Raw genomic sequence first — 24,566 nt, forward strand, 5'->3', positions numbered from 1 at the left:
CAACGCTCCCGGGCTGATGTTTCGCTAGTCTTTCCTATGGTCACACGCCCCAACCCGACAACCTGAAGGCTGCCAATGGATTTTGACTACTCGGAGGAGGCTCGCCAGGTGCAGGACCTGATGCGGCGCTTCATGAAGAAGCATGTCCTGCCCCGTAACAGTGACTGGCTGAATACCGCCGAATCCGGCCGCTACCCGCTGGATATTGTCGAGCCCCTGAAAGCCCAGGCAAGGGAGGACGGCCTGTGGAACCTGTTCCTTCCGGAACTGCGGGAAAACGAGCCCGGCACCGCCATGACCAACCTGGACTATGCTCCCCTTGCGGAGATAATGGGGCGTCTGCCCTGGGCAGCTGAAGTCTTCAACTGCAGCGCACCGGACACCGGCAACATGGAGCTGCTGCACCGCTTTGCCACCCCCGAGCAGTACGAAACATGGCTGAAGCCGCAGCTGGACGGCACCATCCGTTCCTGCTTTGCCATGAGTGAGCCGGACGCGGCGTCCTCCGATGCCACTAACATCAGCACCACCATTCGCCGGGATGGCGACGAGTACGTGGTGGACGGCCGCAAGTGGTTCATTACCGGCGCCAACCATCCCAACTGCCGGTTTGCCATCGTGCTGGGTCGCTGCGACGACGTTCCCAATGATAACCGCCATAGCCAGCATTCCATGGTGATTGTGCCCATGGACGCTCCCGGGCTGGAGGTGGTGCGTAATATCCCCATCATGCAGCATCACTCCCCGGAGGGGCATTGCGAGATCGCCTTCCGCCAGGTGCGGGTGCCGGCAGAGAATCTGCTGGGCAAACCCGGGGAAGGTTTCGCCATGGCCCAGGCCCGCCTGGGGCCGGGACGGGTACACCACTGCATGCGCACCATCGGTCAGTGCGAGCTGGCCCTGGAAATGATGACCGAGCGGGCCCTGGAAAGGCGCACCTTTGGCAAGTTCCTCAGCGAGTATGAGAACGTCAGGGACTGGATCGCCGAGTCCCGCCTGGAGATCGACCAGGCCCGGCTGCTGGTACTGCAGGCCGCCTGGAAAATGGACACTTATGGCAACCAGGCCGCCCGGGTGGATGTCTCCGCCATCAAGCTGGTGGCTGCCCGCCTGCAGACCCGGGTGGTGGACCGGGCGATGCAGGTTTTCGGCGCCATGGGGCTCACCCCGGACACTCCCCTGGCCTACCTGTGGACCTGGGGGCGGGCATTGCGTTTCCTGGATGGCCCCGACGAGGTGCACCTGCGCACCGTGGCCCGGGCCGAACTGGAGCGCGCGAAAGAAAATCGCGGCTCCACGGCCGCCTACTACAACCTCTGAAATCCGTTTTCGGATGGGGCATCGGCTCGCTCTTCGCGAGCCTTGCCCCACCCGCCCTTCAGGATTCGGGTGCGGTTCCTCTTTCCTCCGCAAAGCGGATATAGATATCCAGGCTGTCCGGATTGGCCATGGCATCCGGACTCGCCACCTGTGACAGGGGCTTGCCCAGCAGCAGCTTGCGGATGGGCAGTTCCATTTTCTTGCCGGTGAGAGTGTAGGGGATCTCCTTCACCTCGATAATCTCGTTGGGTACATGGCGGGCGGAAAGGTTGTCGCGAATCGCCGACCGGATACGCCCCCTGAGATGGTCATTGAGTTCGGCACCCTCACGGAGCACCACGAACAGGGGCATGTAGGATTCCCGCCCGAGGTATTCCAGGTCCACAACCAGGGAGTCCATCACCTCCGGAATTTCTTCCACCACCCGGTAGATCTCGCCGGTGCCCATGCGCACACCCTGGCGATTGATGGTGGTGTCAGAGCGGCCGTAGATGACCGCTCCACCACGGGGGGTGATGCGGATCCAGTCGCCGTGACGCCAGATACCCGGGTAGGTGTCGAAATAACTGTCATGATAGCGCTGTCCGCCCTCGTCGCCCCAGAAATAGAGGGGCATGGAGGGCATCGGCTTGGTGACCACCAGCTCGCCGACCTCGTCCTCCAGGGCATTGCCGTCCTCGTCAAAGGCATACACCGCGGTGCCCAGGGTCCGGCACTGCATCTCGCCGGCGTAGACCGGGAGAATGGGGTTGCAGCCCACATAGAAGGCCGCCACATCGGTGCCGCCGCTGATGGGCGCCACCAGAACATGCTCGCCCAGCTCATTCATGATCCACCGGTAACCCTCCTCCGGCAGCGGCGAGCCAGTCGATCCAACGGAATGGATGGCGCCGAGGTCCGCATAATCCCCTGGATGGATCCCTGCCTTCTTGCAATTGAGGAAGTAGGCTGCCCCCGCTCCGAAGAAGGTCACCCCGGCCTCGCCGGCAAACCGCCACAGGGTGCCCAGGTCCGGGTAACCGGGATTGCCATCGTAGATACAGATGGTACTGCCCAGCAGCAGCCCGCCGATCTGGGCGTTCCACATGATCCAGCCAGTGGTGGTGAACCAGAGGTAGCGGTCGTGAGGCTGCAGGTCCATGTGCAGACCCTGGCCCTGGAGCCCCTCCAGCAGCGCGCCACCGTGGCTGTGAACAATGGGCTTGGGCATGCCCGTGGTGCCGGAGGAATAGACAACCCAGAGGGGATGGTCAAAAGGCACCTGTTCAAAATGCATGGGAACGTCGTGGAACAGCATGTCATTCCATGGAACGCTGCCCTCCAGGGAAGCGTCCGGGTCCAGGTAAGGCAGCAGTATCACGTGCTCCAGGGTGGGCAGTTCCTCCTTCAGCTGTCGCACCACCTCCAGGCGATTGAAATCCTTGCCGCCGTACCGATAGCCATCCACCGCGATAAGCACCTTGGGCCCGATCTGGCGGAAGCGGTCGATGACGCTGCGGGTGCCCATGTCCGGCGAACAGCTGGACCAGATGGCGCCAATGCTGGCGCAGGCATAGAACGCCACCGGGGCTTCCTCGATGTTGGGCAGATAGGCCACCACCCGGTCGCCGGACTTCACCCCGATCTCCCGGAGACTGTGGGCCAGCGAGGACACCTGGGTTTTCATGTCCCCCCAGGACAGCTCCTGCAGGGGCCGGATCTCGGAACGGGAAATGACCGCCGGCCGCCCCGGCTCATCCTCGTGGAAGCGCAGGGCCTGCTCGATCATATTGAGACGCGCCCCCTCGAACCACTTGGCACCAGGCATGCGGTAACTGTCCAGAACCCGCTCGTAGGGAACCGAATGGGGAATGTCGAAATATTTCCAGAACTCCCCCCAGAAATCTTCCGGACTGTCCACGGACCACTGCCAGAGCTGATGATAACCATCGAATTCAAGACCGCGGTAGCGCATCAGCCACTGCATGAAGTCGTGCATCCGGCTGTTCTCGATCCGTTCTCTGTCCGGGGTCCAGAGTAGCTCTGGCGTCTGGTCTGTCATGGTGTGCTCCTGTCTTATTGTAGGTGTTCGGGGGTTCATGTCGGCATCTTCATGTCCGGCCTTGCCGGCCAACCTCGCAGCCCGTGCAAATCTGCGGATTCGGGCTACAGTAAAAATCGGGTAAATCCTCAACTTTCTGTTGAAGTGGTTGATTTAATCAACTATACCTGTCAACTGTCAGGCTGACCCTAACAGCCTGAAAAGGACGAATTTTGAAATTCATTTTCATAGGGAAAAATAATGGTTCACGACATTGAATAGAACAAGCGCTCGCTATACAGTTTGAAACTCTATCGAACAATTACAAAAAGTCCACTGCCATGGTGGTAGTGGTAAGCAGGAGAACATCATGACAAGAAAGAACAAGACCGGTGTCTTTACCGGCACCATGATTGGCCTGACCATGGCCATTTCCTCAGTCACCTACGCTGACAACCATCCGATCCGGATTTCCTACATCGAGCCGCTGTCCGGGCCCTTCGCCAACGTTGGCGACGCAGGCCTGAAGCACTTCCGCTTCACCGCCGAACAGATCAACAAGGAAGGCGGCATCCTTGGCCGCAACGTCGAAATCGTGGCCATGGACAACAAGCAGAGCCCGTCCGAGTCCGTGCAGCTGATCCAGCGTTCCGTTGACCAGGGCATCAATTTCGTCACCCAGGGCAACGGCTCCAATGTGGCCGGCGCCATGGTCGAAGCGGTGGACCGTAACAACCGCCGCAACGCCGACAACAAGGTGCTGTACCTGAACTACGCCGCCGTTGACCCGGCCCTGACCAACGAGCGCTGCAGCTTCTACCACTTCCGGTTCGATGCCAACAGTGCGATCAAGCTGGAAGCCCTGGCCAACTACATGAAGGACCAGGAGGAGATCAATAAGCTCTTCCTGATCAACCAGGACTACTCCCACGGTCAATTCATTTCCAACCACATGAAGACCCTGATCGACGAGAAAGACATGGACGTTGAAGTGGTGGGCGACGTGCTCCACCCGATCGCCCAGGTCCGTGACTTCGCCCCCTATGTAGCCAGAATCCAGCAGTCCGGCGCGGACACTGTGGTCACCGGCAACTGGGGTAATGACCTGTCGTTGCTGGTTCGGGCGATTGACAGCGCTGGCCTCGACGTCGACATCTACACCTACTATGGCGGCGGCCTGGGTACTCCAGCGGCGATAGGAGCCCGCGGTGAAGACAAGGTCTACCAGGTCACCGAATGGCATGCCGACGTGAACGTTGACGAAGGTCTGGAGGAATACGAGCAGTGGTTCGTCGACTTCAAGGAACGCTACCCGGAAATCGACTGGTACTACCATCGTGTCTACAACCAGATGTACATGCTCAAGGATGCCATCGAGCAGGTCGGTAATGCCGAAGACGTGGACGCCATTGCCTATGCACTGGAAGGCATGCAGTTCGAGTCCCCGACCGGCACGGTCACCATGCGCGCCAAGGACCACCAGGCCCTGCAGCCCCTGTACATCTCCGTCATGGACGCTGACGCCAAGTATGACGCCGACAACTCCGGCGTAGGGTTCCGTACCGTTGCCAACATTCCCGTTGAGCAGGCCACGGACGAGACCAGCTGCAACATGAAACGCCCATAACCCCGAGCGATACTCCGGTGGCGCAATGCCACCGGAGCCTTCCAGAACAATAACCAGGAATTGGTCTCACCATGCTCGAAACCATCGCATATTCCATACTGAATGGCGTGCTCTATGGCACGCTGCTGTTCATGATGTCCAGCGGCCTGACGCTCATTTTCGGGATGATGGGTGTCCTGAACTTCGCCCACGCCAGTTTCTATATGCTGGGCGCCTACTTTGCCTACACCCTTGGCCAGGCTACCGGCTTCTGGGTTGCTCTGTTCATCGCCCCCATACTGGTAGGGTCCGTTGGAGCCATAGTTGAACGATACGGCCTGCGCCGCGTGCACCAGTTCGGGCACGTGCCGGAACTCCTTTTCACGTTCGGCCTGGCCTATGTGATCGAGGAGCTGGTTGCGCTGTTCTGGGGAACCGTTCCGGTACCCTACAAGATGCCTGACGCACTGAACTTCACCGCATTCAATCTGTTCGGCCTTGATTACTCCATGTTCAAGGTCTTCATCCTGTTGGTGGCGGTCGCCATGTTCGTGGGCCTTTGGGTCTTGCTCAAAAAGACCCGTGCCGGCCTGGTCATTCAAGGCTCCCTGTCCCGCCCGGACATGGTTGGCGCCCTGGGACATAACGTGCCCCGCGTTTTCATGTTGGTGTTTGCCTTTGGTTGCGCCCTGGCCGGCCTCGGTGGCGTGGTCGGTGGTATCCAGTTTGTCACGGACCCTGGCATGGCATTCATGATGGGCCCAATCGTCTTCGTGGTGGTGGTACTCGGCGGCCTGGGTTCCGTACCTGGAGCACTGGTGGCCTCGCTCATCATCGGCATCCTGCAAACCTTCTTCCTGTCGGTCAATTTCTCCCTGGCGGAGACCATCGGCACCCTGGGTATTGAGGATTCCGGCTTTTTCGGCGTCCTGTGGCATATGGAGGCAACCCGTATCGCACCGGTTCTGCCGTTCCTGCTGCTGGTCCTGACGCTGATCTTCAGACCCCGCGGACTGTTCGGGAAGCGTGAAGCATGACAACCACAACAACAACGCAACAGGAAACCAAGTCTATGGCTACCAATACCGCAGTGGGCAAACCCAGCCTGCTGAAGTTATGGCCCTGGGTGGTCATCCCGATTGTGGCAATCATCCTGCCGCATATTTTCGACTCGGGTCACGACATCAACCTGATGAGTCACATGAGCATTGCGATCATCTTTGCCCTGTCCTACAACATGTTGCTGGGAAACACCGGGCTGCTGTCCTTTGGTCATGCGGTCTACTTCGGTTTGGGTGCCTACGTCGCCATGCACGTACTGAGAATGGTCAACGAAGCCGGCGGCGAAGGTCTGCCCCTTGAGTTGATACCGCTGGTGGGTGCATTGGCCGGCATGGGCTTCGGCATCATCTTCGGTGCCGTCTCCGTGCGCCGGGCTGGCGTTGTGTTCGCCATGATCACCCTGGGCGTGGGCGCCCTGGTACACTCAAGCTCACTAATGTTCACAGACTTCTTCGGTGGCGAGGCGGGGCTATTCGGCGACCGGACATACGCTCCCTCAATGTTCGGTATCGACTACGGTTCAAGCGTCAGCACCTACTATCTGATCGTAGCGTGGACTTTGGTAGCCGCCATTCTCATCTACCTGCTGAAGAAGACACCTTTGGGCTGGATGGCAAACGCCGTGCGGGACAATCCCGAGCGGGCCCAGTTCGTCGGTTATGATCCGACCTTCGTGCGCTTCTTCCAGTTCGTGCTGTCGGCTCTTTTTGCGGGTCTGGCGGGCGGTCTGCACGTGCTGTCCGATGAAATCGTCAACGATGAGGTGGTTGGCCAGATCCAGTCCGGTGCCGTCCTTCTGGGCACCTATATTGGTGGCATCGGCTACTTCGTGGGCCCCATTGTCGGCGCTTCCATCGTAACCATTCTGGAAAGCTCACTCTCCACCTATACCGACGCTTGGGTACTCTACTTCGGCTTGCTGTTCATCGGCATCGTCATGTTCGCCCCCATGGGAATCGTCGGTGTGATTCATCTGCAATACCTGTCCTGGAAAGCCGGTGGCTGGAAAGGCAATACCGGCATCCGCCTCTACCTGCTTCTTGCCGGCCTGGTGGGAATCTTCGGCCTGGTCTGCGTGATCGAGCTTTCCTATCACTACTTCCGCAGCTGGGACCCCAGTGCACCCTTTGGCCTGATGGGCTTTACCGTTGATGCCACCGGCGCCATGCCCTGGCTGGTATCCTTCGCCATTGCCATTGCCGGCTTCGGTGCAATGCTGTTGCACGCCAAGCCGATGCTCGCCCGCCGTACCGGCGCCAAGACAGAGGGAGGTAAAGCATGAGCACCCGTAACGCACTGGAACTCAAAGGCGTCAAGAAGAACTTCGGGCGAGCCGAGATCATCCGGGGTGTGAACCTGGATATCCATGAGCACGAAAAGCACGTCATCATCGGCCCCAACGGGGCCGGCAAATCCACCCTGTTCAACCTGATCAGCGGACGCCTCAAGGTCTCCGAGGGCTCCGTGAAGCTGTTCGGGAAGGACATACACAACCTGCCCGCCCATAAGGTCAACCGCATGGGCCTCAGTCGCAGTTTCCAGGTGACCAACCTGTTCCAGAACATGACCGTGCTGCAGAATCTGCGCTGTTCACTACTCTGGTCCGAAGGGCACAAGTACGCTTTCTGGAAGAGCGTCCTGAAGCAGGACTCGGTCACCGAACGCGCCAACGAACTCATGGAGCGGCTGAATCTGACGACCCAGGCCAACACCCCGGCCCAGTTGCTGACCTACGCCGAGCAGCGCTCCCTGGAGATCGGCTGTACGGTCGCCTCCGGTGCCAAGGTCATCCTGCTGGACGAGCCCACCGCCGGCATGAGCCGGACGGAAGCCAACGACGTTATCCAGCTTATCCAGCGGATGACAGGCGAAAACACCCTGGTAGTGGTGGAGCACGATCTGAACGTGGTCTTCGAACTGGCCGATCGCATTTCCGTACTGGTGTATGGCGAGATCATCGCCACCGGCACCCCGGAAGACATCCGCAACAACGCGGCGGTACAGGAAGCCTATCTCGGTACGGAGGTCCACTAATGCTCAAGATCCAGGATTTGAATGCCTTCTATGGCAAGAGTCACGTGCTGCGTGGCGTCAACATGACAGTCGAACGCGGTGAAGTGGTCAGCCTTCTCGGCCGTAATGGTGTGGGTCGGTCCACCCTCTGCAAGGCAGTAATGGGACTGGTAGCACCGGTTGGTCATGTGGAGTTCGACGGCAAGACCATCAGCGGCATGGCACCCCACGACATCGCTCACGCCGGAATCGGCTACGTGCCGGAGGACCGTGCCATTTTCCCGGGACTGTCGGTACTTCAGAACCTCGAACTGGGGATGAAGAAGAAGGGTCAGACCGGCGAGAAGTGGACCCTGGAGAAGGTCTACGAATGGTTCCCCCGTCTCAAGGAACGGGAGCATACCCCGGCCGAGGTGCTGTCCGGTGGCGAGCAGCAGATGCTGAGCATGTTCCGGGCCCTGATGGGCGACCCCCAGTGCATACTCGTGGACGAGCCTACCGAGGGTCTGGCCCCCAAGGTGGTGGCCGACGTGGCGGCGATCCTGCAGCAGATGGCAAAAGACGGCCTGGCCGTATTGCTGGTGGAGCAGAAACTGTCCATTGCCCTGGATATAGCCGACCGGATCTACATCATGGGTGAAGGCGAGATTGTCTTCGAGGGCACCCCGGAAGACCTGAGGAATAACCCCGAAATCCGCAAAGAATGGCTGGAGGTATAGGATTCAGCATGCCCGGAGCAGACCACTGCTCCGGGCATGCTGCACCTGAAAACATCAATGGCAACACTGCTTAACGACCGCGATCTTGAATTCCAGCTTTACGAAGTCCTCGATACCGAGTCCCTCCTGCAGCGACCCCGCTACGCGGAACACGACCGGGAGATTTTCGACGCCACGCTCAATACCGCCCGGGATATTGCCGAGCAGTACTTCGCGCCCCACAACCAGAAAGGGGATGCCAACGAACCCACCTTCGATGGCAAAAAGGTCACCCTGATACCGGAAACCAAACCGGCCTGGGATGCCTTTGCCGAAGCGGGTTTCCTGGCCTCCCATCACGATTTTGACGATGGTGGCTCCCAGTTGCCGGAAGTGGTGCTGCGGGCCAGCATGGCCTACTTCAACGCGGCCAATGTCTCCAGCACCGCCTACTCTTTCCTGACCATCGGTGCCGCCAACCTGCTCAAGAGCTTTGGCAGCGACGAACTGAAGGACAGGTACCTGCCGCCGATGCTGGATGGCCGCTACAGCGGCACCATGGCCTTGACCGAACCAGGCCAGGGATCCGCACTGGGCGACCTCCGCACCCTCGCGAAGCCGGCGGGCGATGGCAGCTACCGCCTGTTTGGCAACAAGATGTACATATCCGGAGGCGACCACGAACTGACGGAAAACATCATCCACATGGTACTGGCCCGGATCGAGGGCGCCCCCGCCGGGGTGCGGGGGATTTCCCTGTTCCTGGTGCCGAAATTCCGCCTCGACGACCATGGCCAGCCGGTGGAGCGCAATGATGTGGCCCTGGCGGGCCTGCTCCACAAGATGGGATACCGCAACACCACCTCGACGGTGCTCAACTTTGGTGAGAAAGATGGCGCCGTCGGTTATCTGGTCGGTGAGCCCCACAAGGGCCTGACCTACATGTTCCAGATGATGAACGAGGCCCGCATCGGCGTCGGTCTGGGCGCCGCCGCCATGGGCTACCAGAGTTACCTGCACGCACTGGACTACGCTCGCGAGCGCCCTCAGGGCCGCCCCGTCAGCAACAAGAACCCGGATGCCCCCCAGGTGCGCATCGTCGAACACGCCGATGTCCGTCGCATGCTGTTGATGCAGAAGGCCTATGCCGAGGGCAGCATGGCCCTGTGCCTGTATGCCAGCACCCTGGTGGAAGATGCCCACACCGCGCCGGACGAGAGCGAGCGCAAGGCTGCAGCGGAGTTGCTGGACCTGATCACCCCGATGGTGAAATCCTGGCCCTCCAAATACGGCGTGGCGGCCTCGGACCTGGGGATCCAGGTACTTGGCGGCGCGGGCTATACCCGTGACTACGTTCTTGAGCAGCTTTACCGGGACAACCGGCTCAACCCGATTCACGAAGGCACCGAGGGCATCCAGGGTATCGACCTGCTGGGTCGCAAGCTGGGGCCCAAGGGCGGCGATGGCTATGCGGAGTTCCAGCGGCGCATCGAGGCGACCCTGTCCCAGGCAGCGGGTCTGGCGGGCTGCGAGCACCTGGCCGACGAGCTCGCCCAGGCCCAGGAAACCCTGAAGGCGGTTACCTCGGAACTCCAGAAACAGCTGGCGGCAGATCCCGACCACGGGCTTTCCAACGCCACCATGTATCTGGACATGTTCGGCAAGGTGCTGGTGGGCTGGATGTGGCTCAAGCAGGCCATGGCCGCGGAAAAGGCGCTTGGCAACGGTGCCCTGGGCAGCGAAGAGGCCTTCTACCGGGGCAAGATACACACCGCCCGATACTTCATGAACTGGGAGCTGGCCCCGCTGGATGGTTACGCGCGCCTGCTCATTGCAGGCAACCGTGACAATCTGGATATGCGGAACGACTGGTTCTAATGCTGTTCATGCCTGGTCAAAACTAGTATTGCCTTTGTGCGGTTACCCGAAAGGCTGAAGCGAGTGGACGGGGATGGCTTTCCGGGACCTTCAAAAACAGGGACGTTTTTGAAGAGCCTCCATGGACGGATTTACGGCGTGTCCCGGAAAACCATCCCCGGCCCGCTCGCCTGACTCCAAAGCCCGAACCTCAAACTCCAAATGTAAACACTGGAGCATCAAGCAATGACCTCCCCCCAAGACCACTACACCCCCGAACAGCAACAGGCCCTGGAGCACGTAAAGCAGGCCGAGCAGGAAGCCAGCAACATCCCCGGCATCAGCCCGGACATCCAGCTAAGACCGATCAGGAAGGTGGCCGTAATCGGCGCCGGCACCATGGGTGGCGGCATCGCCATGAACTACGCCAATGCCGGCATTCCGGTGGTCATGCTCGAACTCAGGCAGGCAGCCCTGGACAAGGGCCTGGACATCATCCGCAAGAACTACCAGCGTACGGTTAGCAAGGGCAGGCTCAGCCAGGAAGATATGGACCAGCGTATGGCGCTGCTCTCCGGTACGCTCAGCTACGATGACCTGGGGGACGTGGACCTGGTGGTCGAAGCGGTGTTCGAGAGCATGGACATCAAGAAGAAGGTATTCAACGCCCTGGATCAGGTCTGCAAACCCGGCACCATCCTCGCCACCAATACGTCCAACCTGGACGTGGACGAGATCGCCGCATCCATCAGTCGTCCCCAGGATGTGATCGGCCTCCATTTCTTCAGCCCGGCCAATATCATGAAGCTCCTGGAAGTCGTCCGGGGCAAAAAGACCGCAGACGACGTTCTGGCCACCTGTCTGGACATGGCGAAGAACATCCGCAAGGTCGCGGTGGTGTCCGGCGTCTGCTTTGGTTTTATCGGCAACCGCATGCTCGAACCTTACGCCCGCGAGGCCCACCGGCTGGTTCTGGAAGGCGCCACCCCCGCCCAGGTGGACGCTGTCATGACCTCCACTGGCCTGGCCATGGGGGTACTGGCCATGTATGACATGGCGGGCATCGATGTCGGCTATATGGTGCGGCAGGCCCACCCCGGTGACATCGGTCGTGACCCCAGCTTTTTCAGACTGGCGGACGAGCTCTACCACATGGACCGATACGGACAGAAAACCGGACGCGGCTTTTACATCTACGAGGATCGGGAAAAGAAGGAAGATCCGGAAGTGAACCGGCTGGCGGAGGAGATCGCCGCCGATCTGGGCATCAAGCGCCGGGAGATCAGTAACGAGGAGATCCATGATCGCTGCCTGTACATGCTGATCAACGAGGGCATCCAGATCCTTGACGAGGGCATCGCCCTGCGCAGCGGCGACATCGACCTGGTGTGGATCTATGGCTATGGCTTCCCGGCCTGGCTCGGCGGCCCCATGCACTACGCTGAGCAGATTGGCCTCGAGAAAATCCTCGAAACCATCCGCCACTATCGCGATACCCTGGGTGACTACGGCAAAATGTGGTTCGAGCCGGCGCCTTTGCTGGAAAAGCTGGTTGCCGAAGGAAGGAACCGAATCGAAAAAATATGAGTCGAGAACGCCTCGGGGTCAGACCCCATTTTTCACGCCAAGAGGAAGAGATCATGAGAGAAGCAGTCATCGTATCCACCGCCCGGACCCCCATCGGCAAAGCCTTCCGGGGTCTGTTCAACAACACCAAGTCCCCCACCATGGCCTCCTTCGCCATCAAGGCCGCCGTTGAGCGCTCAAAGGTGGACCCGGCGGAAATTGAAGACCTGATCATGGGCACCGCCATGCCCGCGGGGACCGCCGGCATGAACCTGGGACGTCTGGCGGCACTGGCTTCTGGCCTGCCTCAGGACGTCAGCGGCATGACCATGGACCGCCAGTGTGCCTCCGGCCTGATGGCCATTGCCACTGCCGCCAAACAGATCATGTTCGATGGTCAGGACATCGCCATCGGGGCTGGCCACGAGAACATCTCACGAGTTCAGCAAAAGAACTTTGAATGGATGGCCGCCGAGCGGGACGAGACCGTCATCAAGCACGCACCCCACGCCTACATGCCCATGCTGGAGACCGCGGAGAACGTGGCCAAGGTCTACGGTATCAGCCGTGATGCCCAGGACGAGTATTCCCTGCAGTCCCAGCAGCGCACTGCCGCCGCCCAGGAAAAAGGCCTGTTCGACGACGAGATCGTTCCGGTCACCACCACCAAGGCAGTAATGAACAAGGAAACCAAGGAAGTCACCTACGAGGAAGTTACCCTCGACAAGGATGAAGGCAACCGTCCCTCCACCACGCTCGATGGCCTGCAGAGCCTGAACCCGGTGATTGAAGGCGGCTGCATCACCGCTGGTAACGCCAGTCAGCTTTCCGATGGCGCCAGCGCCTGTGTACTGATGGATTCAAAGCTGGCCGAGCAACGCGGCCTGCAGCCTCTGGGCGCCTATCGGGGCATGGCCGTGGCCGGCCTGAAGCCGGAGGAAATGGGCATCGGTCCCGTGTATGCGATTCCCAAGCTGCTCAAGCAGCACGGCCTGAAAATCGATGACATCGGCCTGTGGGAACTGAACGAAGCCTTTGCGGTGCAGGTGCTTTACTGCCGCGACAAGCTGGGCATTCCCAATGACCGGCTGAATGTGAACGGTGGCGCCATTTCCATCGGCCACCCCTACGGTATGAGCGGTGCGCGGATGGTGGGCCATGCCCTGCTGGAAGGTAAGCGCCGGGGCGTCAAATACGTTGTGGTGACCATGTGTGTGGGCGGCGGCATGGGTGCCGCGGGCCTGTTCGAGGTGCTGTGATGCACCCCCTCGACGCCTTTTCCCTGAAAGGCAAAACCGTCATGGTCACTGGTGCATCCAGTGGCCTTGGCGCCCATTTTGCCGAAGTCTGCAGCCAGGTCGGGGCCAGGGTTGTTGTCGGCGCCCGTCGCGTTGAAAAACTGGAAAAGCTTGCCGAGAGCATCCGTAACACCGGTGGAGAGGTCCTACCGGTAGCCATGGACGTAACCAGCCGGGACAGTGTCGAGGCTGCCTTCGACAGTGCCGAAAAGGCATTCGGGGTGGTGGATATCGTCCTCAATAACGCTGGTATCGGCGGCGCGGCACGGGCCCTGGAAATCAGTGAGGACGACTGGCATGCGATGCTGGCGACCAACCTGGACGGCGTCTGGCGGGTGGCCCAGTGCGCGGGCCAGCGCCTGGCCAGAGCCGGCAGGCCCGGCAGCATCGTCAATATCGCATCCATCCTGGGACTGCGGGTGGGCAAGGGACTGAGTCACTATGCGACTTCCAAGGCGGCGGTAGTGCAACTCACCAAGTCCCTGGGCCTGGAACTTGCCCGGCACCAGATCCGCGTCAACGCCATTGCCCCCGGTTATTTCAAGACCGAGATCAATGCTGATTTCTTTGACACGGAACAGGGTCAGGCCTTTATCCGCAACGGCGTGCCCATGCGCCGCCTGGGCCAACTGGACGAACTCAATGGCGCCATGCTGTTGCTCGCCAGTGACGCCGGTCAGTTCATGACCGGCTCGGTGATTGCCGTCGACGGCGGCCACCTGGTCAGCCCTTTGTAAAGCAGGTCGGTCGCCCTCCGGGGCGACCGACACCTCCCTCCCCTCGATCCTTACCATACCATTAATTTCACGCAGCATTCCTGTACCCGGTGCCGGCAGGTTGCCATCCTGTAGTCATCACCACCCAAAAGGAGTAGGGAGGGAATGGAACCGGATCCGGACAACAACTCATCCTTCGGCACTGAGCAAAAAGGCAGATCGGTTGCCGCCCACGCAATCAACTTTCGTTCCATCGCCCCCATCGTAATCGCCTGCCTGGGGTTTATTGTGTTCCTGGACTGGGCCCAGGCGGTCCTGTTGCCGTTGGTGGCGGGCATCATGATCAGCTATGCCCTGGACCCGCTGGTTTCCCTCTTTGATCGGATCAGCATGCCCCGGCCCATCAGTGCGGCTATTGTTCTAAGTGGCCTGGTGGCCGTTCTGGTGCTGGCCGCCATACCATTACAGACGCAAACCATGAAGATGGTGGAACGGATTCCCGACGCGGTCCGTCAGTTCGAGCGGGAAAGCGCCGCCAAACCGCAATCGGAAGGCATGATGGAGAAAGCCCAGGAGGCCGCAAAGGAAATCGAGGAAAGCGCTTCCAAATCCGAGGAGAAAAGCCAGCCGAGTCGGGTACAGGCCACCGCAGTGCGGGTTGTTGATGAACCCTTCAGCATTCGCGAATACCTGCTTGACCGGGCATCCGGGGCAATAATTATGGTCGCGCAGCTCTTCTCAGTATTGTTCCTGGTCTATTTCGTGCTGGCCACGGGCAAGCTCTACAAACGCAAGGTCGTGCGGCTTTCGGGTCCGGGTTTTCACGGCATGCGCAGGGCGGCGCGGATGCTCAACGAATTCCACGCCCAGATGCGCCGGTTCATCTTTGTCATGCTCCTGGGTGCGGTCTTCGTTGGTGTGGTGACCTGGCTGTCGTTTATTGCAATGGGGGTGGAGCAGTCGCTGCTGTGGGGGGTAATAGCAGGCGTGGCCAGCGCCATCCCCTATCTGGGCCCTCTGCTGGTATTCCTTGGCGCCGGAGCCGCCGCATTTATCCAGTTCGGTTCCCTGGACATGGCGATTCTGGTGTCCGGCGTTTCACTGGTCATTACCAGTATCCAGGGTAACCTGCTGACACCCTGGCTCACCAGCCGGGTCTCAAGCCTCAATCCGGTAGTCATCTTTATCGGTCTGCTGTTCTGGGGCTGGCTCTGGGGTCCCGTGGGACTCATCCTGGCCACACCGATACTGATGATGACCAAAACCCTTTGCGACCATGTGAAAAACCTGCAGGGACTCGGGGAATTGCTGGGGAAATAGCCGCCATGGCTATTTTAACGACAGTTATTTTATGCTCCAATTCACCTTTGCAGCCCAGCTCCCGACAACTCATGGACAGACACCCGGACACCCTCACCCAGCTCGCTCGCCCGCACCGCAAGGCGGTTCTGGTTGCTCTTCTTTGCATTACCATTGCCGGAGGCATCCTGTTCGGTGTGCTCAACGCCCGGAATGACGCATGGTTTATCGCCATCGTCGAGTGGGCAATGGCGGGATATTCCATCGCCCTCCTCCAGGCCGTTCGCAACACCCGCTACCTGGAGCGCTGGATTCTGGCGTACATTCTGCCTTTCTTCAGTGCGATGATGGTGGCAGTGGCCACCCCCAATGCCAGCGCCACGGTATTCGGCTGGGTCCTGCTGATTCCGCTGGTGAGTCACCTGCTGCTGGGGCGCAGGGCAGGCATGGTGCTCTCCCTGTTCTTCATTGCCGTGGCCACGCTGATCTTCCTCTATCGCTTCCAGGGAGACCCAGGCGCCATGGATCCGCGATCCATTGCGAATATGGTAGTCCTTACCGCCTGCATCACTGTTTTTTCCCACGTCTACGAAGTGAGCCGTGAACGCAGCGAAACACAACTGCTCAGGATGGCGCAGACCGACTTTCTCACCGGCCTGCCCAACCGCTCAAGAATCAAGGTGTTCTTCGAACGTGAAAAGAGCCGGGCCACCCGGGAGAAACAACCCCTGTCGCTCCTGATTATCGATCTGGATCACTTCAAACAGGTGAACGACCGCTTCGGCCACGAAGCCGGGGACCGGGCGCTGGTGTTCTTTGCGGACCTGCTACAACGACGGCTGCGCAGCACCGATCTGGCCGGCCGACTGGGCGGTGAGGAGTTCGGTGTCATACTGGTCAATACCGCCACCACCGCGGCCGCGGAGGTGGCCGACGACCTGCGCAAGGCCCTGAAAAGCACGGGTATCAGCCACGATGACCAGACCATACACCTGACCATGAGTGCCGGCGTGGCTGAGCTGGGCGTGGACGGCGACAGCCTGCAGGCGCTGCTCGCCGTCGCCGACCAGCGCCTGTACCAGGCCAAGAACGAAGGGCGCGATCGGATAATTCCCCCACCCCCGGAGCTTACATCACCAGCGATTCTCTCCCCCGGCTGAGACTGTGAAACGCAATCACCGTCAAGCCGGCTCATGCCGTTGCTCACGCCACTGATGGAACTGCTCCAGCAGGGACATCAGCGCGGGAATCACCAGCAGCACCAGGAAAGTGGACAGCGCCAGCCCGAAGGTAATGGAGGTTGCCATCGGAATCAGGAACTGCGCCTGCAACGAGGTTTCAAACATCAGTGGTAACAGGCCCCCGATGGTGGTCAGGGAAGTGAGTATCACGGCCCGGACCCGCTGCACCACCGCTTCATTCAGTGCTTCATTGATCGACCGTCCCTTGCGGCGCTCGGCCTGGTAAAAGGACACCAGGATGATGGCACTATTGACCACGATGCCGGACAGTCCGAACAGCCCAAACAATGACAGAATGGTCAGTTTCATGCCCAGCAGCCAGTGGCCAAGAAGCGCGCCGATCAGGGCAAAGGGAATGATCGACATGACGATCAGCGGCGTGGTCCAGGACGAGAACACCCACACCAGCACCACATACATCAGGGCAACACCGGCAATGGCTCCCGTTTTCATGTCGGCCAGGGTTTCCCTCTGGTCGGCGGAACGCCCCTCGAAGCTGTAGCTGATGCCCCAGGTATCCGCCAGGTCCGGCAGGGTGTGTTCCCGCAAGGAGCCGAGGATCTGGCCCGCGGTGGTCCGGGCCGGGTCCAGCTGGGCCGTCACCTCCACCGCAAGCCGACCATCGGCGTGGCGCAGGGCATCGAAGCCCTGACGAGGTGTCAGGTCCATTACCTGGTCCAGCGGTACGAAGCGACCGTCCGGCAGGCGAATGGTCAGTTGAGACAGGGTGCCGATGCGTTCCCGCTGCTCCCCGGGCAGCTGGACCCGAACCTCGATCTCGTCGCGGCCATCCTGATAGATCTGCACGACGCGACCATCAAAGGCGGCTCGCAACTGACGACCCAGTTCGAGCGTGGTCAGGCCCAGGCTCTGGCCCATGGGCGATACCTCATAGATAAGCTGCTCACGACCCCAGGGCATGTCATCCTCGGTCTCCATGACGCCGGGAAGGGACTGCATGGAGGCCGCCAGGGATTCCGCGGCCCGCTTCAGGGTTGCGGCATCGGCGCCGGTGAGACGGACATTCACATCCCGCCCCGGCGGGCCCGCCTCGCGCTCGGTGATGGTCAGGTTTTCCATGCCGGCGGGGAGCCTTATGCGCTCCCGCCAGGCCCTGACGAATTGCGTATTGCGCACATCCCGGTCGTCGGGATCCGCCAGCTCTATCATGATGGAGCCGACGTCGTCCCCGCTCCTGGCGCTGCCGCCGGCACCCTGGGTACTGCCATGGCTGGTGACGGCGTGAAGAATCAGCTCACCACCGAGGGCGTCGTTGGTCTGGTTGAGGGTCTCCTGCAGATGCTCCAGAAATCGGTCGACCGTACCCCGGTCGGTGCCGGCCACGAAATTGGCGTTGGCATAAAGAACGCTTGGCTCCGGTGTGGGGAAGAAACTGAACCCGATCCGATCACCTTTCAGGAGGCCGAAGGTCATCACCGCCAGGGCCACCACCGATGCCAGCACGATACCCCGGTTCGCCAGGCTCCAGGAGGACAGGCGGCGGCAGAATCCCTGCCGGAACCGCTCGACCCCCCTGTCGAAGCTCCCGCGAACCCGCGCCATCCTGCCCGGATCGCGCCGCTTCCGGCCGGGCTCGAAAGCGTGGCGCAAGTGGGCGGGCAGCACGATAAAGCATTCCAGCAGGGATGCCACCAGCACACAGATCATCACTACGGGAATATCGCCAAGAATGTTGCCGATCACGCCACTGACCGCCAGCAGGGGCATAAAAGCAGCGACGGTGGTCAGCGATGACGCCAGCACCGGCCACACCATGCGCTTTGCCGCGCCTTCCGACGCATAGATGGAATCCTCACCCATGCGGGCATGGGCATCGGCGTCCTCCCCCACCACAATGGCATCATCAACAATCACCCCCAGGGCCATGATCAGGGCGAACAGGGAGATCATGTTGATTGAGCCGCCGTACAGCCACAGGATGCCCAGCGCCGCCAGGAAAGCGGTGGGGATACCCACCGCCACCCAGAAGGCGACCCGCCCTGGCAGGAACAGGTACAGCAGCAGCAACACCAGCACCAGCCCGCCAAGGCCATTGCTGATCAGCAATGAAATCCGCTGGTCGATGAGCTCCCAGGTCTCGTCGTAAACCTCCAGCTCGACAGTGGGAGGGAGTCCCGGCCGGGTTTCGTCCAGCCAGTCCTGCAGGACCTCGGCGGCTCTCAGGGAATGGCCGTCCTCTGACCGAAGCAGCTGAAGCTCCACGGCCGGATGGCCATCCCGGCTCAGGGTAACCTGCTGGTCCCGGGACTGCTGACGGATAATGGCGATATCGCCAAGACGAATCCGTTCCCGGTCCCCGGCCACCACCGAGATATCGGCAAAATCCTCCGGAGAACGTCCCTGGCCGGTGGCCCGCAGTTCCCGGGTGGCGTCCTGCTGCCCCATCAGTCCGGCGGGCAGATCCCGTGACATGGCCTGAATCCTGTCGGCAATGTCGTCCAGGGACAGGCCAAGGGCCTGCAGCCGCTCTGCCGGAACATCAATGCTCATCTGCAGCGCAGGCAACCCCCGCAGTTGTACCCGGTCAATGCCGGCGCGCAGCAGCTCGTCCTCGTAACGGTACGCCAGGCGCCTCAGTTCATCCGGGGCTACCTCGCCGTGTATCAGCAGGCGGGCCACCGGTTCGTAGCGCCCCACACGGCTGACCCTGGGCGTCTCGGCATCCGCCGGCAGGTTGTTGAACTCCTCCACCTGCTGACGCACGTCATCCACCGCCTGGATCGGCTCGGTGCCTTCCTCGAACTCCAGGGTAATGCTGGCGACGCCCTGGGCGGAGGTGGACGTCATTCGCTTGAGGCCCTCGATACTGCGGAAGCGCTGCTCCAGGGGGTCGGTAATACCCTGCTCCACATCCTCGGCAGAGGCGCCGCTCCACACCGCCCTTACATTAACCACATCCAGGGCGAAGGTAGGAAAGAACTGGATGTTCATCCGGGTCAGTGCCAGCGCACCTGCCAGCAACATGAGGATCATTACCAGGTTGGCGGCCACCCGGTGGTGGACAAAGAAACCGATGACACCCCGCCGACGCCTCATTCGTCAGCGCCCTCCCTGGCCTCTACCTCGGATACCTTCAGCCCCTCGATGGCATTGGGCAGGTGGGTGACGATGATTTTTTCGCCCCCGACCAGCTGGTCACTGCGAACCAGGGCATCCAGGTGACCATCGTCCCGCAGGGTCTCACCAATCCGGGTCACGGTTACCCGGTGCATGCGGCCCTCTTCTGTCATCACATAGAGGCTGTCGATGCCGTGCAGCGCGCTGTAGGGAACCGCAATCACGTCCCGCTCCGGCGGTCTGAACACCACCAGGGGCAACATGGCACCGGGACGCAGCAGGGTTCCTCCCTGTTTTATCCGGAAAATGCCCTCAGGGCCCCGGGGGTCGCTTTCCCCCGCGAAACGGACCAGTTCAAGGTGAATCCGGCCATCCTCTGAAATCGCCTCAACTCCGGAGCCCTCCGTCATTGCCATCTCAAGACCGCTGGCGAAGCGGGAAGGCACCCGGGCCCTGACCTCCAGGCGCTCCGGTTGATAGATCGACAGCAAGGGACTGCGGGCTGCCACCTGGTCTCCGGGGGCCACCTCCACCCGCGCCACGATGCCGTCGAACGGCGCCGCCACCTCCGAACGCCGGGCATCCCGCCGGGCCATCGCCAGTGCGGCCTCGGCCCGTTCCAGCCTGGCCTCCAGGCTCCGCAGACGGGCCGGATGTTCCGCCAGGCTCTGTTCCCGCATGATAACCGCCAGCTTCGCCTGCTCCAGGGCGTCACGGGCAGTGTCCAGGTCCCGCTGGGAGACCAGGTTATTGCCCAGCAGGGAGCGGGTCCGTTCCAGTTGCCGCCTGGCACTGTCCCGAACCGCCCGCTCCAGGGCCAGGGCCTCCCGGTCCGTTTCGGCACGGGTCTTCTCACCCTGTATCTGTGCTTCCAGGTCTGACACCTCGGCTTCGGCCTGGACAAGGGGCGGCCGGAAATCCGCCGGATCCATGGCCACCAGCAGTTCCCCTTCGGCCACCCGCTGCCCCTCCGACACCGGACGCCGGGCGACCCGTCCGGAGACCGATGCGACAATATTCATCATCTCCGGCGCGGTCACCTCACCGTAGACGGGCAACGCGGGCCGATGGGCCGAGGGGGTGGCCGGCATGACCTGGACCGGCCAGGAACGCTCGGTCTGGCCGGCGACCTCAGGCTCCGGCCTGGTCAGCTTGAGAATCTGGAAAACCGCCACCGCAGCGATCAGTATCACCGCGGGAATCAGATATCGCATCATGCAACTGTCTCTCATCAAAACCGGAGCTTCCGGAACAGGTACTGGCTTTACCCGCCGGCGTCCATGGCACAGAATTATCCATCATTGCCACGCCCTGGTGTGAGCCGATACGACAAACAACAGGTTTTCCGACATGGATATTCTTGGTCAGGCCAGTCTGCTTACCGCCACCGTGATCAACAGCCTGATCGTGGTTCTGGCCGTGCTTTTTCATTACGAGTGCCTGATGCGGCTCAGCACCTCGCTCGGCCACATGCGACCCATTCGCCAGTTACGGCTGCTGGTGGCGGTGCTGGGAATCCTGATTGCCCACACTGTTGAGGTATGGCTTTTCGCCGGTGCCTATTATCTGATGCATCATGCCGATGGCTGGGGACAGCTGACCGTCAGCTACTCCGGCTCTTTCATGGATACCGTCTATTTTTCCTTCGTGACCTTCACCACCCTCGGTTACGGCGATATCGAACCGGTAGGTATACTGCGTTACCTGACCGGTATTCAAGGGCTCACCGGCTTCGTGCTGATCACCTGGAGTGCCTCATTCCTGTTTGTTGAAATGCAGCGCTACTGGCCGAGTCGCTAATGCCCCCTTACTCAGGCGCCACTCAGTCTACCGGTTGGCGGGCACTGGACAGTGGGACAGAATGTCGCGGTAAAACCATGACCGCCCACACTATAATCGCGACATGAAACTCCACACCATTTCCCAGGCCGGTTTTCGCCAGTCCGCCCGCTACCTGCTGCTGATGCGGCTTTCCATGGTCACCATGGAGTGGCTGGCCCTGGCGGCGCTCTCTTTTCTGGCACCTCCCATGACCGGCCCGGCACCGCTGCTGGTGACCCTGGCCCATGCCCTGTTCGCCGCCGCCAGCTGGCTCTGGCTCACCCGGCATCCGCCCGCCCATTCACTGCCGGTGACACTCTCGCTGACCGCCGACCTGGTCGTCATGGGGATCTGGCTGGCCCTCACAGGTGGTTTCACCAACCCCCTGGTGTCACTGTTATTACTGCCGCTGGTCACCGGCCTGGTGCTGGTTCCCACCCGTCACAGCCTCGCCATCACCCTGGTGGCCATCGTCGTTTATACGCTGCTGGTCCTGTTTCCGGTTCCTCCCCCGGCCGGGCTCTCACGTAGCGATTACATGCAGCTTCACCTGATGGGCATGTGGGGAACCTTTGCCCTGACAGCCGCCATTATGCTGGTCGTGGTGGGCTCGCTGGTATCGAGACTCAGGGAGCAGCAACAGGCCCTTGCCAGGGACCGGGAGGAACGCCTGCGGGACGAGCAGATCATTGCCCTTGGCCTGTCTGCGGCGAATGTGGCCCATCGCCTGGGCACACCCCTCAATACCATGACCCTGCTGGTGGATGACATGCAAACCCTCCCCCAGGCCCACGAGATCCGTGAAGACCTGAAGTTGCTGGAACAACAGATCGGCCTGTGTCGCGATCAGCTGAAGACCATGACCGAGGCTGCCGTCCGGGCACGGGAGGCGGCTACTGAAACGCTTCCCCTGGGTCACTGGCTGCAACGTCTGCGGGAGTCCGCCACCCTGCTGTGGCCGGACGCCCGCATCCACTGGCCCCGCGACCTGCCCGACGACCCGCTGCAGGTGGACGCGACCCTCGACCAGGCCGTCCTCAACCTGCTTGCCAACGCCCTGAGAGCCAGCCCAGGGGGTATCGAAGTGACAGCGGATATCGTCGGTCCACGGGTACAGGTGCGGATCACGGACCATGGCACCGGCATCAGTGAACAGATTCTGGGCCAGCGGTCCCACCGCCCGGTCAACTCCGACCAGGGCCTTGGTGTTGGCCTGTTTCTTTCCAATGCCACCATTCAGCGCCTCGGCGGGCACCTGGAGGCGGATGTCCGCACAGGGGACGAAAACCGGGGCACAACCATGATCATCGACCTGCCCATCGCCGAGGAGGACCACCATGAATGAACCGATCTGGCTGGTGATCGACGACGACCCGACATTTGCCGGCACCCTGGCCCGGTCCCTGGGGCGACGCGGCATCGAGGCGCTCACCGCCCACACATCGCAACAGGCCATGGACCGCCTGAATAACGAGCGGATCCGGCGCTGCGTCCTGGATCTGAACCTGGCGGGAGAAAGCGGACTGCAACTGCTGCCCCGGCTGCTGGAAAAACGGCCGGGCCTGGAAGTACTGGTGCTGACCGGTTACGGCAGCATCGCCACCGCCGTGGAAACCATCCGCAAGGGCGCCATCAACTACCTGTGCAAGCCGGTGACCGTCGGGCAGATCATGGAAGGGTTCGAGCCTGACCGGCCCGAACCGGCGCTGAGAAGCCAGCCTCCGTCCGTGGAGGAACTGGAATGGGAGCATATCCAGCGCGTGCTGGCCGAGCAGGAAGGCAATGTTTCCGCCACCGCCCGGGCCCTGAACATGCACCGCAGAACCCTGCAGCGCAAGCTCGCAAAGCACTCCCGCTGGCGCGAGTAGAGCCCCAGCAGGAGGCGTGTCAGGCGTTGTTCAGGGTTTTCATATCGATGACGAAACGGTATTTCACGTCACCCTTCTTCATGCGTTCGTAGGCTTCGTTGATGTTGCGGATATCCAGCATCTCGATGTCGCATTCGATGCCATGTTCCGCGCAGAAGTCCAGCACTTCCTGGGTCTCCGGCATGCCGCCGATCAGGGACCCCGTGAGGATGCGCCGCTTGCCGATGAGATTGCGGGAATGCACGGTGGGATCGATGGGCTCGATCAGCCCCACCAAGATATGGGCACCATTGACCGCCAGGGTTTGCAGGTATGGGTTCAGGTCGTGGGGAACCGGGATTGTATCCAGCAGGAAATCGAAGCGTTCCGTGGCGGCAGCCATCTGCTCGGGGTCCGTGGAAATGATGACGTGGTCGGCACCCTGTTTCCTGGCCTCGGCCTCCTTGCTCTGTGAACGGGTAAACAGGGTCACCTCCGCGCCCAGCGCCCGGGCGAACTTCACGCCCATGTGGCCCAGCCCACCCATTCCGATCACGCCCACCTTGTGCCCCTTACCCACACCAAAGTGCTTGAGGGGGGAGTAGGTAGTGATGCCCGCACACAGAATGGGCGCTGCCGTGGCCGGGTCCAGTGCGTCCGGCACCGACACCACAAAGCGCTCGCTGACCACAATGCTGTCGGAGTAGCCCCCGAAGGTGCGCTCACCATCGTGGCGGTCCACACCGTTATAGGTGGGCGTCATGCCCTCACGACAGTATTGCTCGAGCCCCTGGTCACAGGAGGCACACTGGCGGCATGAGTCAACCATGCACCCGACGCCGACCCGCTGTCCCACTGTGAATTGATTCACATCATTTCCAACCGCGGTGACCCGGCCGATAATCTCATGCCCTGGCACGACCGGATAATTCGTGCGGCCCCAGTCATTGGCAGCAAAGTGAATGTCCGTATGGCAGACGCCGCAATATTCGATTTCAATGGACACGTCATCCGGCCGGGGGGCGCGACGCTGGAATTGGAACGGCGCCAGGCCCGAAAGTTCGGAAGTGGCAGCGTAACCTTTTACTTCAGACATGCTTGCATCCTCATCAGTTGACTTCAGT

At 61.1% G+C, this 24,566-nt stretch carries 18 protein-coding genes and 2 pseudogenes; 15 read left to right on the forward strand and 5 right to left on the reverse strand.

The genetic code is table 11. The features are described from left to right. The first annotated feature begins 75 nt into the window (after positions 1–75). Positions 76–1,320, forward strand: coding sequence for an acyl-CoA dehydrogenase family protein (locus BM346_RS09410; RefSeq protein ID WP_092011321.1), 1,245 nt, complete (start codon positions 76–78; stop codon positions 1,318–1,320). 58 nt (positions 1,321–1,378) lie between these two features. Here BM346_RS09410 and BM346_RS09415 read toward each other — a convergent pair whose 3' ends face one another. After that, positions 1,379–3,361: an acetoacetate--CoA ligase gene (locus tag BM346_RS09415; RefSeq protein WP_092011324.1), complete on the reverse strand. Its 1,983-nt coding sequence runs from the start codon at positions 3,359–3,361 to the stop codon at positions 1,379–1,381. 349 nt (positions 3,362–3,710) lie between these two features. Between BM346_RS09415 and BM346_RS09420 the strand changes: the two genes are divergently transcribed. From BM346_RS09420 to BM346_RS09470, 11 genes and pseudogenes are all read left to right on the forward strand, one after another. Continuing rightward, positions 3,711–4,967 carry a branched-chain amino acid ABC transporter substrate-binding protein gene (locus tag BM346_RS09420; RefSeq protein ID WP_092011326.1) on the forward strand — a complete coding sequence of 419 codons (1,257 nt, stop codon included), beginning with the start codon at positions 3,711–3,713 and terminating at the stop codon, positions 4,965–4,967. A 71-nt stretch (positions 4,968–5,038) separates the two neighbouring features. Then, on the forward strand, positions 5,039–5,983 hold the full coding sequence (locus BM346_RS09425) for a branched-chain amino acid ABC transporter permease (RefSeq protein ID WP_092011329.1): 945 nt from the start codon (positions 5,039–5,041) through the stop codon (positions 5,981–5,983). 35 nt (positions 5,984–6,018) lie between these two features. Continuing rightward, a complete protein-coding gene (locus BM346_RS09430) occupies positions 6,019–7,290 on the forward strand; it encodes a branched-chain amino acid ABC transporter permease (RefSeq protein ID WP_227662836.1) in 1,272 nt (423 codons plus the stop codon). Then, complete coding sequence (locus BM346_RS09435) at positions 7,287–8,042, forward strand: ABC transporter ATP-binding protein (protein ID WP_092011335.1); 756 nt, start codon at positions 7,287–7,289, stop codon at positions 8,040–8,042. Before BM346_RS09430 ends, BM346_RS09435 begins: the two co-directional genes overlap by 4 nt. Next, positions 8,042–8,740, forward strand: coding sequence for an ABC transporter ATP-binding protein (locus BM346_RS09440; protein ID WP_092011338.1), 699 nt, complete (start codon positions 8,042–8,044; stop codon positions 8,738–8,740). The genes BM346_RS09435 and BM346_RS09440 overlap by 1 nt, the downstream gene beginning before the upstream one ends. Positions 8,741–8,797: 57 nt before the next feature. Next, complete coding sequence (locus BM346_RS09445) at positions 8,798–10,597, forward strand: acyl-CoA dehydrogenase (RefSeq protein ID WP_092013551.1); 1,800 nt, start codon at positions 8,798–8,800, stop codon at positions 10,595–10,597. Positions 10,598–10,855: 258 nt separating this feature from the next. Continuing rightward, positions 10,856–12,163, forward strand: a pseudogene (locus BM346_RS09450) (3-hydroxyacyl-CoA dehydrogenase); the annotation flags it as partial. 53 nt (positions 12,164–12,216) lie between these two features. Beyond that, positions 12,217–13,401: an acetyl-CoA C-acyltransferase gene (locus tag BM346_RS09455; protein ID WP_092011344.1), complete on the forward strand. Its 1,185-nt coding sequence runs from the start codon at positions 12,217–12,219 to the stop codon at positions 13,399–13,401. Next, positions 13,401–14,177, forward strand: coding sequence for an SDR family NAD(P)-dependent oxidoreductase (locus BM346_RS09460; protein WP_092011347.1), 777 nt, complete (start codon positions 13,401–13,403; stop codon positions 14,175–14,177). The genes BM346_RS09455 and BM346_RS09460 overlap by 1 nt, the downstream gene beginning before the upstream one ends. Before the next feature lie 144 nt (positions 14,178–14,321). Next, positions 14,322–15,476, forward strand: a complete 1,155-nt coding sequence (locus BM346_RS09465) for an AI-2E family transporter (RefSeq protein ID WP_092011350.1) — start codon at positions 14,322–14,324, stop codon at positions 15,474–15,476. A gap of 71 nt (positions 15,477–15,547) precedes the next feature. Further along, a complete protein-coding gene (locus tag BM346_RS09470; protein WP_092011353.1) occupies positions 15,548–16,615 on the forward strand; it encodes a GGDEF domain-containing protein in 1,068 nt (355 codons plus the stop codon). Positions 16,616–16,636: 21 nt separating this feature from the next. On the opposite strand, the gene BM346_RS09475 is transcribed toward BM346_RS09470, so the two are convergent. The 3 genes and pseudogenes from BM346_RS09475 to BM346_RS18470 form a co-directional block, all read right to left on the reverse strand. Beyond that, entirely contained in the window at positions 16,637–19,753 is a 3,117-nt protein-coding gene (locus BM346_RS09475) for an efflux RND transporter permease subunit (RefSeq protein WP_092011356.1), read from the reverse strand. After that, a complete protein-coding gene (locus BM346_RS09480; protein WP_167812610.1) occupies positions 19,750–20,991 on the reverse strand; it encodes an efflux RND transporter periplasmic adaptor subunit in 1,242 nt (413 codons plus the stop codon). Before BM346_RS09480 ends, BM346_RS09475 begins: the two co-directional genes overlap by 4 nt. A 74-nt stretch (positions 20,992–21,065) precedes the next feature. Further along, a pseudogene (locus BM346_RS18470) lies at positions 21,066–21,122 on the reverse strand ((2Fe-2S)-binding protein); the annotation flags it as partial. Positions 21,123–21,124: 2 nt separating this feature from the next. Here BM346_RS18470 and BM346_RS09490 point away from each other — a divergent pair. The 3 genes from BM346_RS09490 to BM346_RS09500 all read left to right on the forward strand — a co-directional run bounded on the left by BM346_RS09490 (position 21,125) and on the right by BM346_RS09500 (position 23,463). Continuing rightward, the gene (locus BM346_RS09490; protein WP_092011362.1) at positions 21,125–21,574 is read left to right on the forward strand and encodes a potassium channel family protein; all 450 of its coding nucleotides are present in this window, start codon (positions 21,125–21,127) and stop codon (positions 21,572–21,574) included. A gap of 103 nt (positions 21,575–21,677) precedes the next feature. After that, positions 21,678–22,940: a sensor histidine kinase gene (locus BM346_RS09495; RefSeq protein ID WP_092011365.1), complete on the forward strand. Its 1,263-nt coding sequence runs from the start codon at positions 21,678–21,680 to the stop codon at positions 22,938–22,940. Beyond that, positions 22,933–23,463: a response regulator transcription factor gene (locus BM346_RS09500; RefSeq protein WP_092011368.1), complete on the forward strand. Its 531-nt coding sequence runs from the start codon at positions 22,933–22,935 to the stop codon at positions 23,461–23,463. The genes BM346_RS09495 and BM346_RS09500 overlap by 8 nt, the downstream gene beginning before the upstream one ends. A gap of 19 nt (positions 23,464–23,482) precedes the next feature. Here BM346_RS09500 and BM346_RS09505 read toward each other — a convergent pair whose 3' ends face one another. Continuing rightward, on the reverse strand, positions 23,483–24,538 hold the full coding sequence (locus BM346_RS09505; RefSeq protein ID WP_092011371.1) for an NAD(P)-dependent alcohol dehydrogenase: 1,056 nt from the start codon (positions 24,536–24,538) through the stop codon (positions 23,483–23,485). Between the last annotated feature and the right edge of the window lie 28 nt (positions 24,539–24,566).

Source organism: Marinobacter daqiaonensis (genome assembly GCF_900115285.1).
Taxonomy (GTDB): domain Bacteria; phylum Pseudomonadota; class Gammaproteobacteria; order Pseudomonadales; family Oleiphilaceae; genus Marinobacter; species Marinobacter daqiaonensis.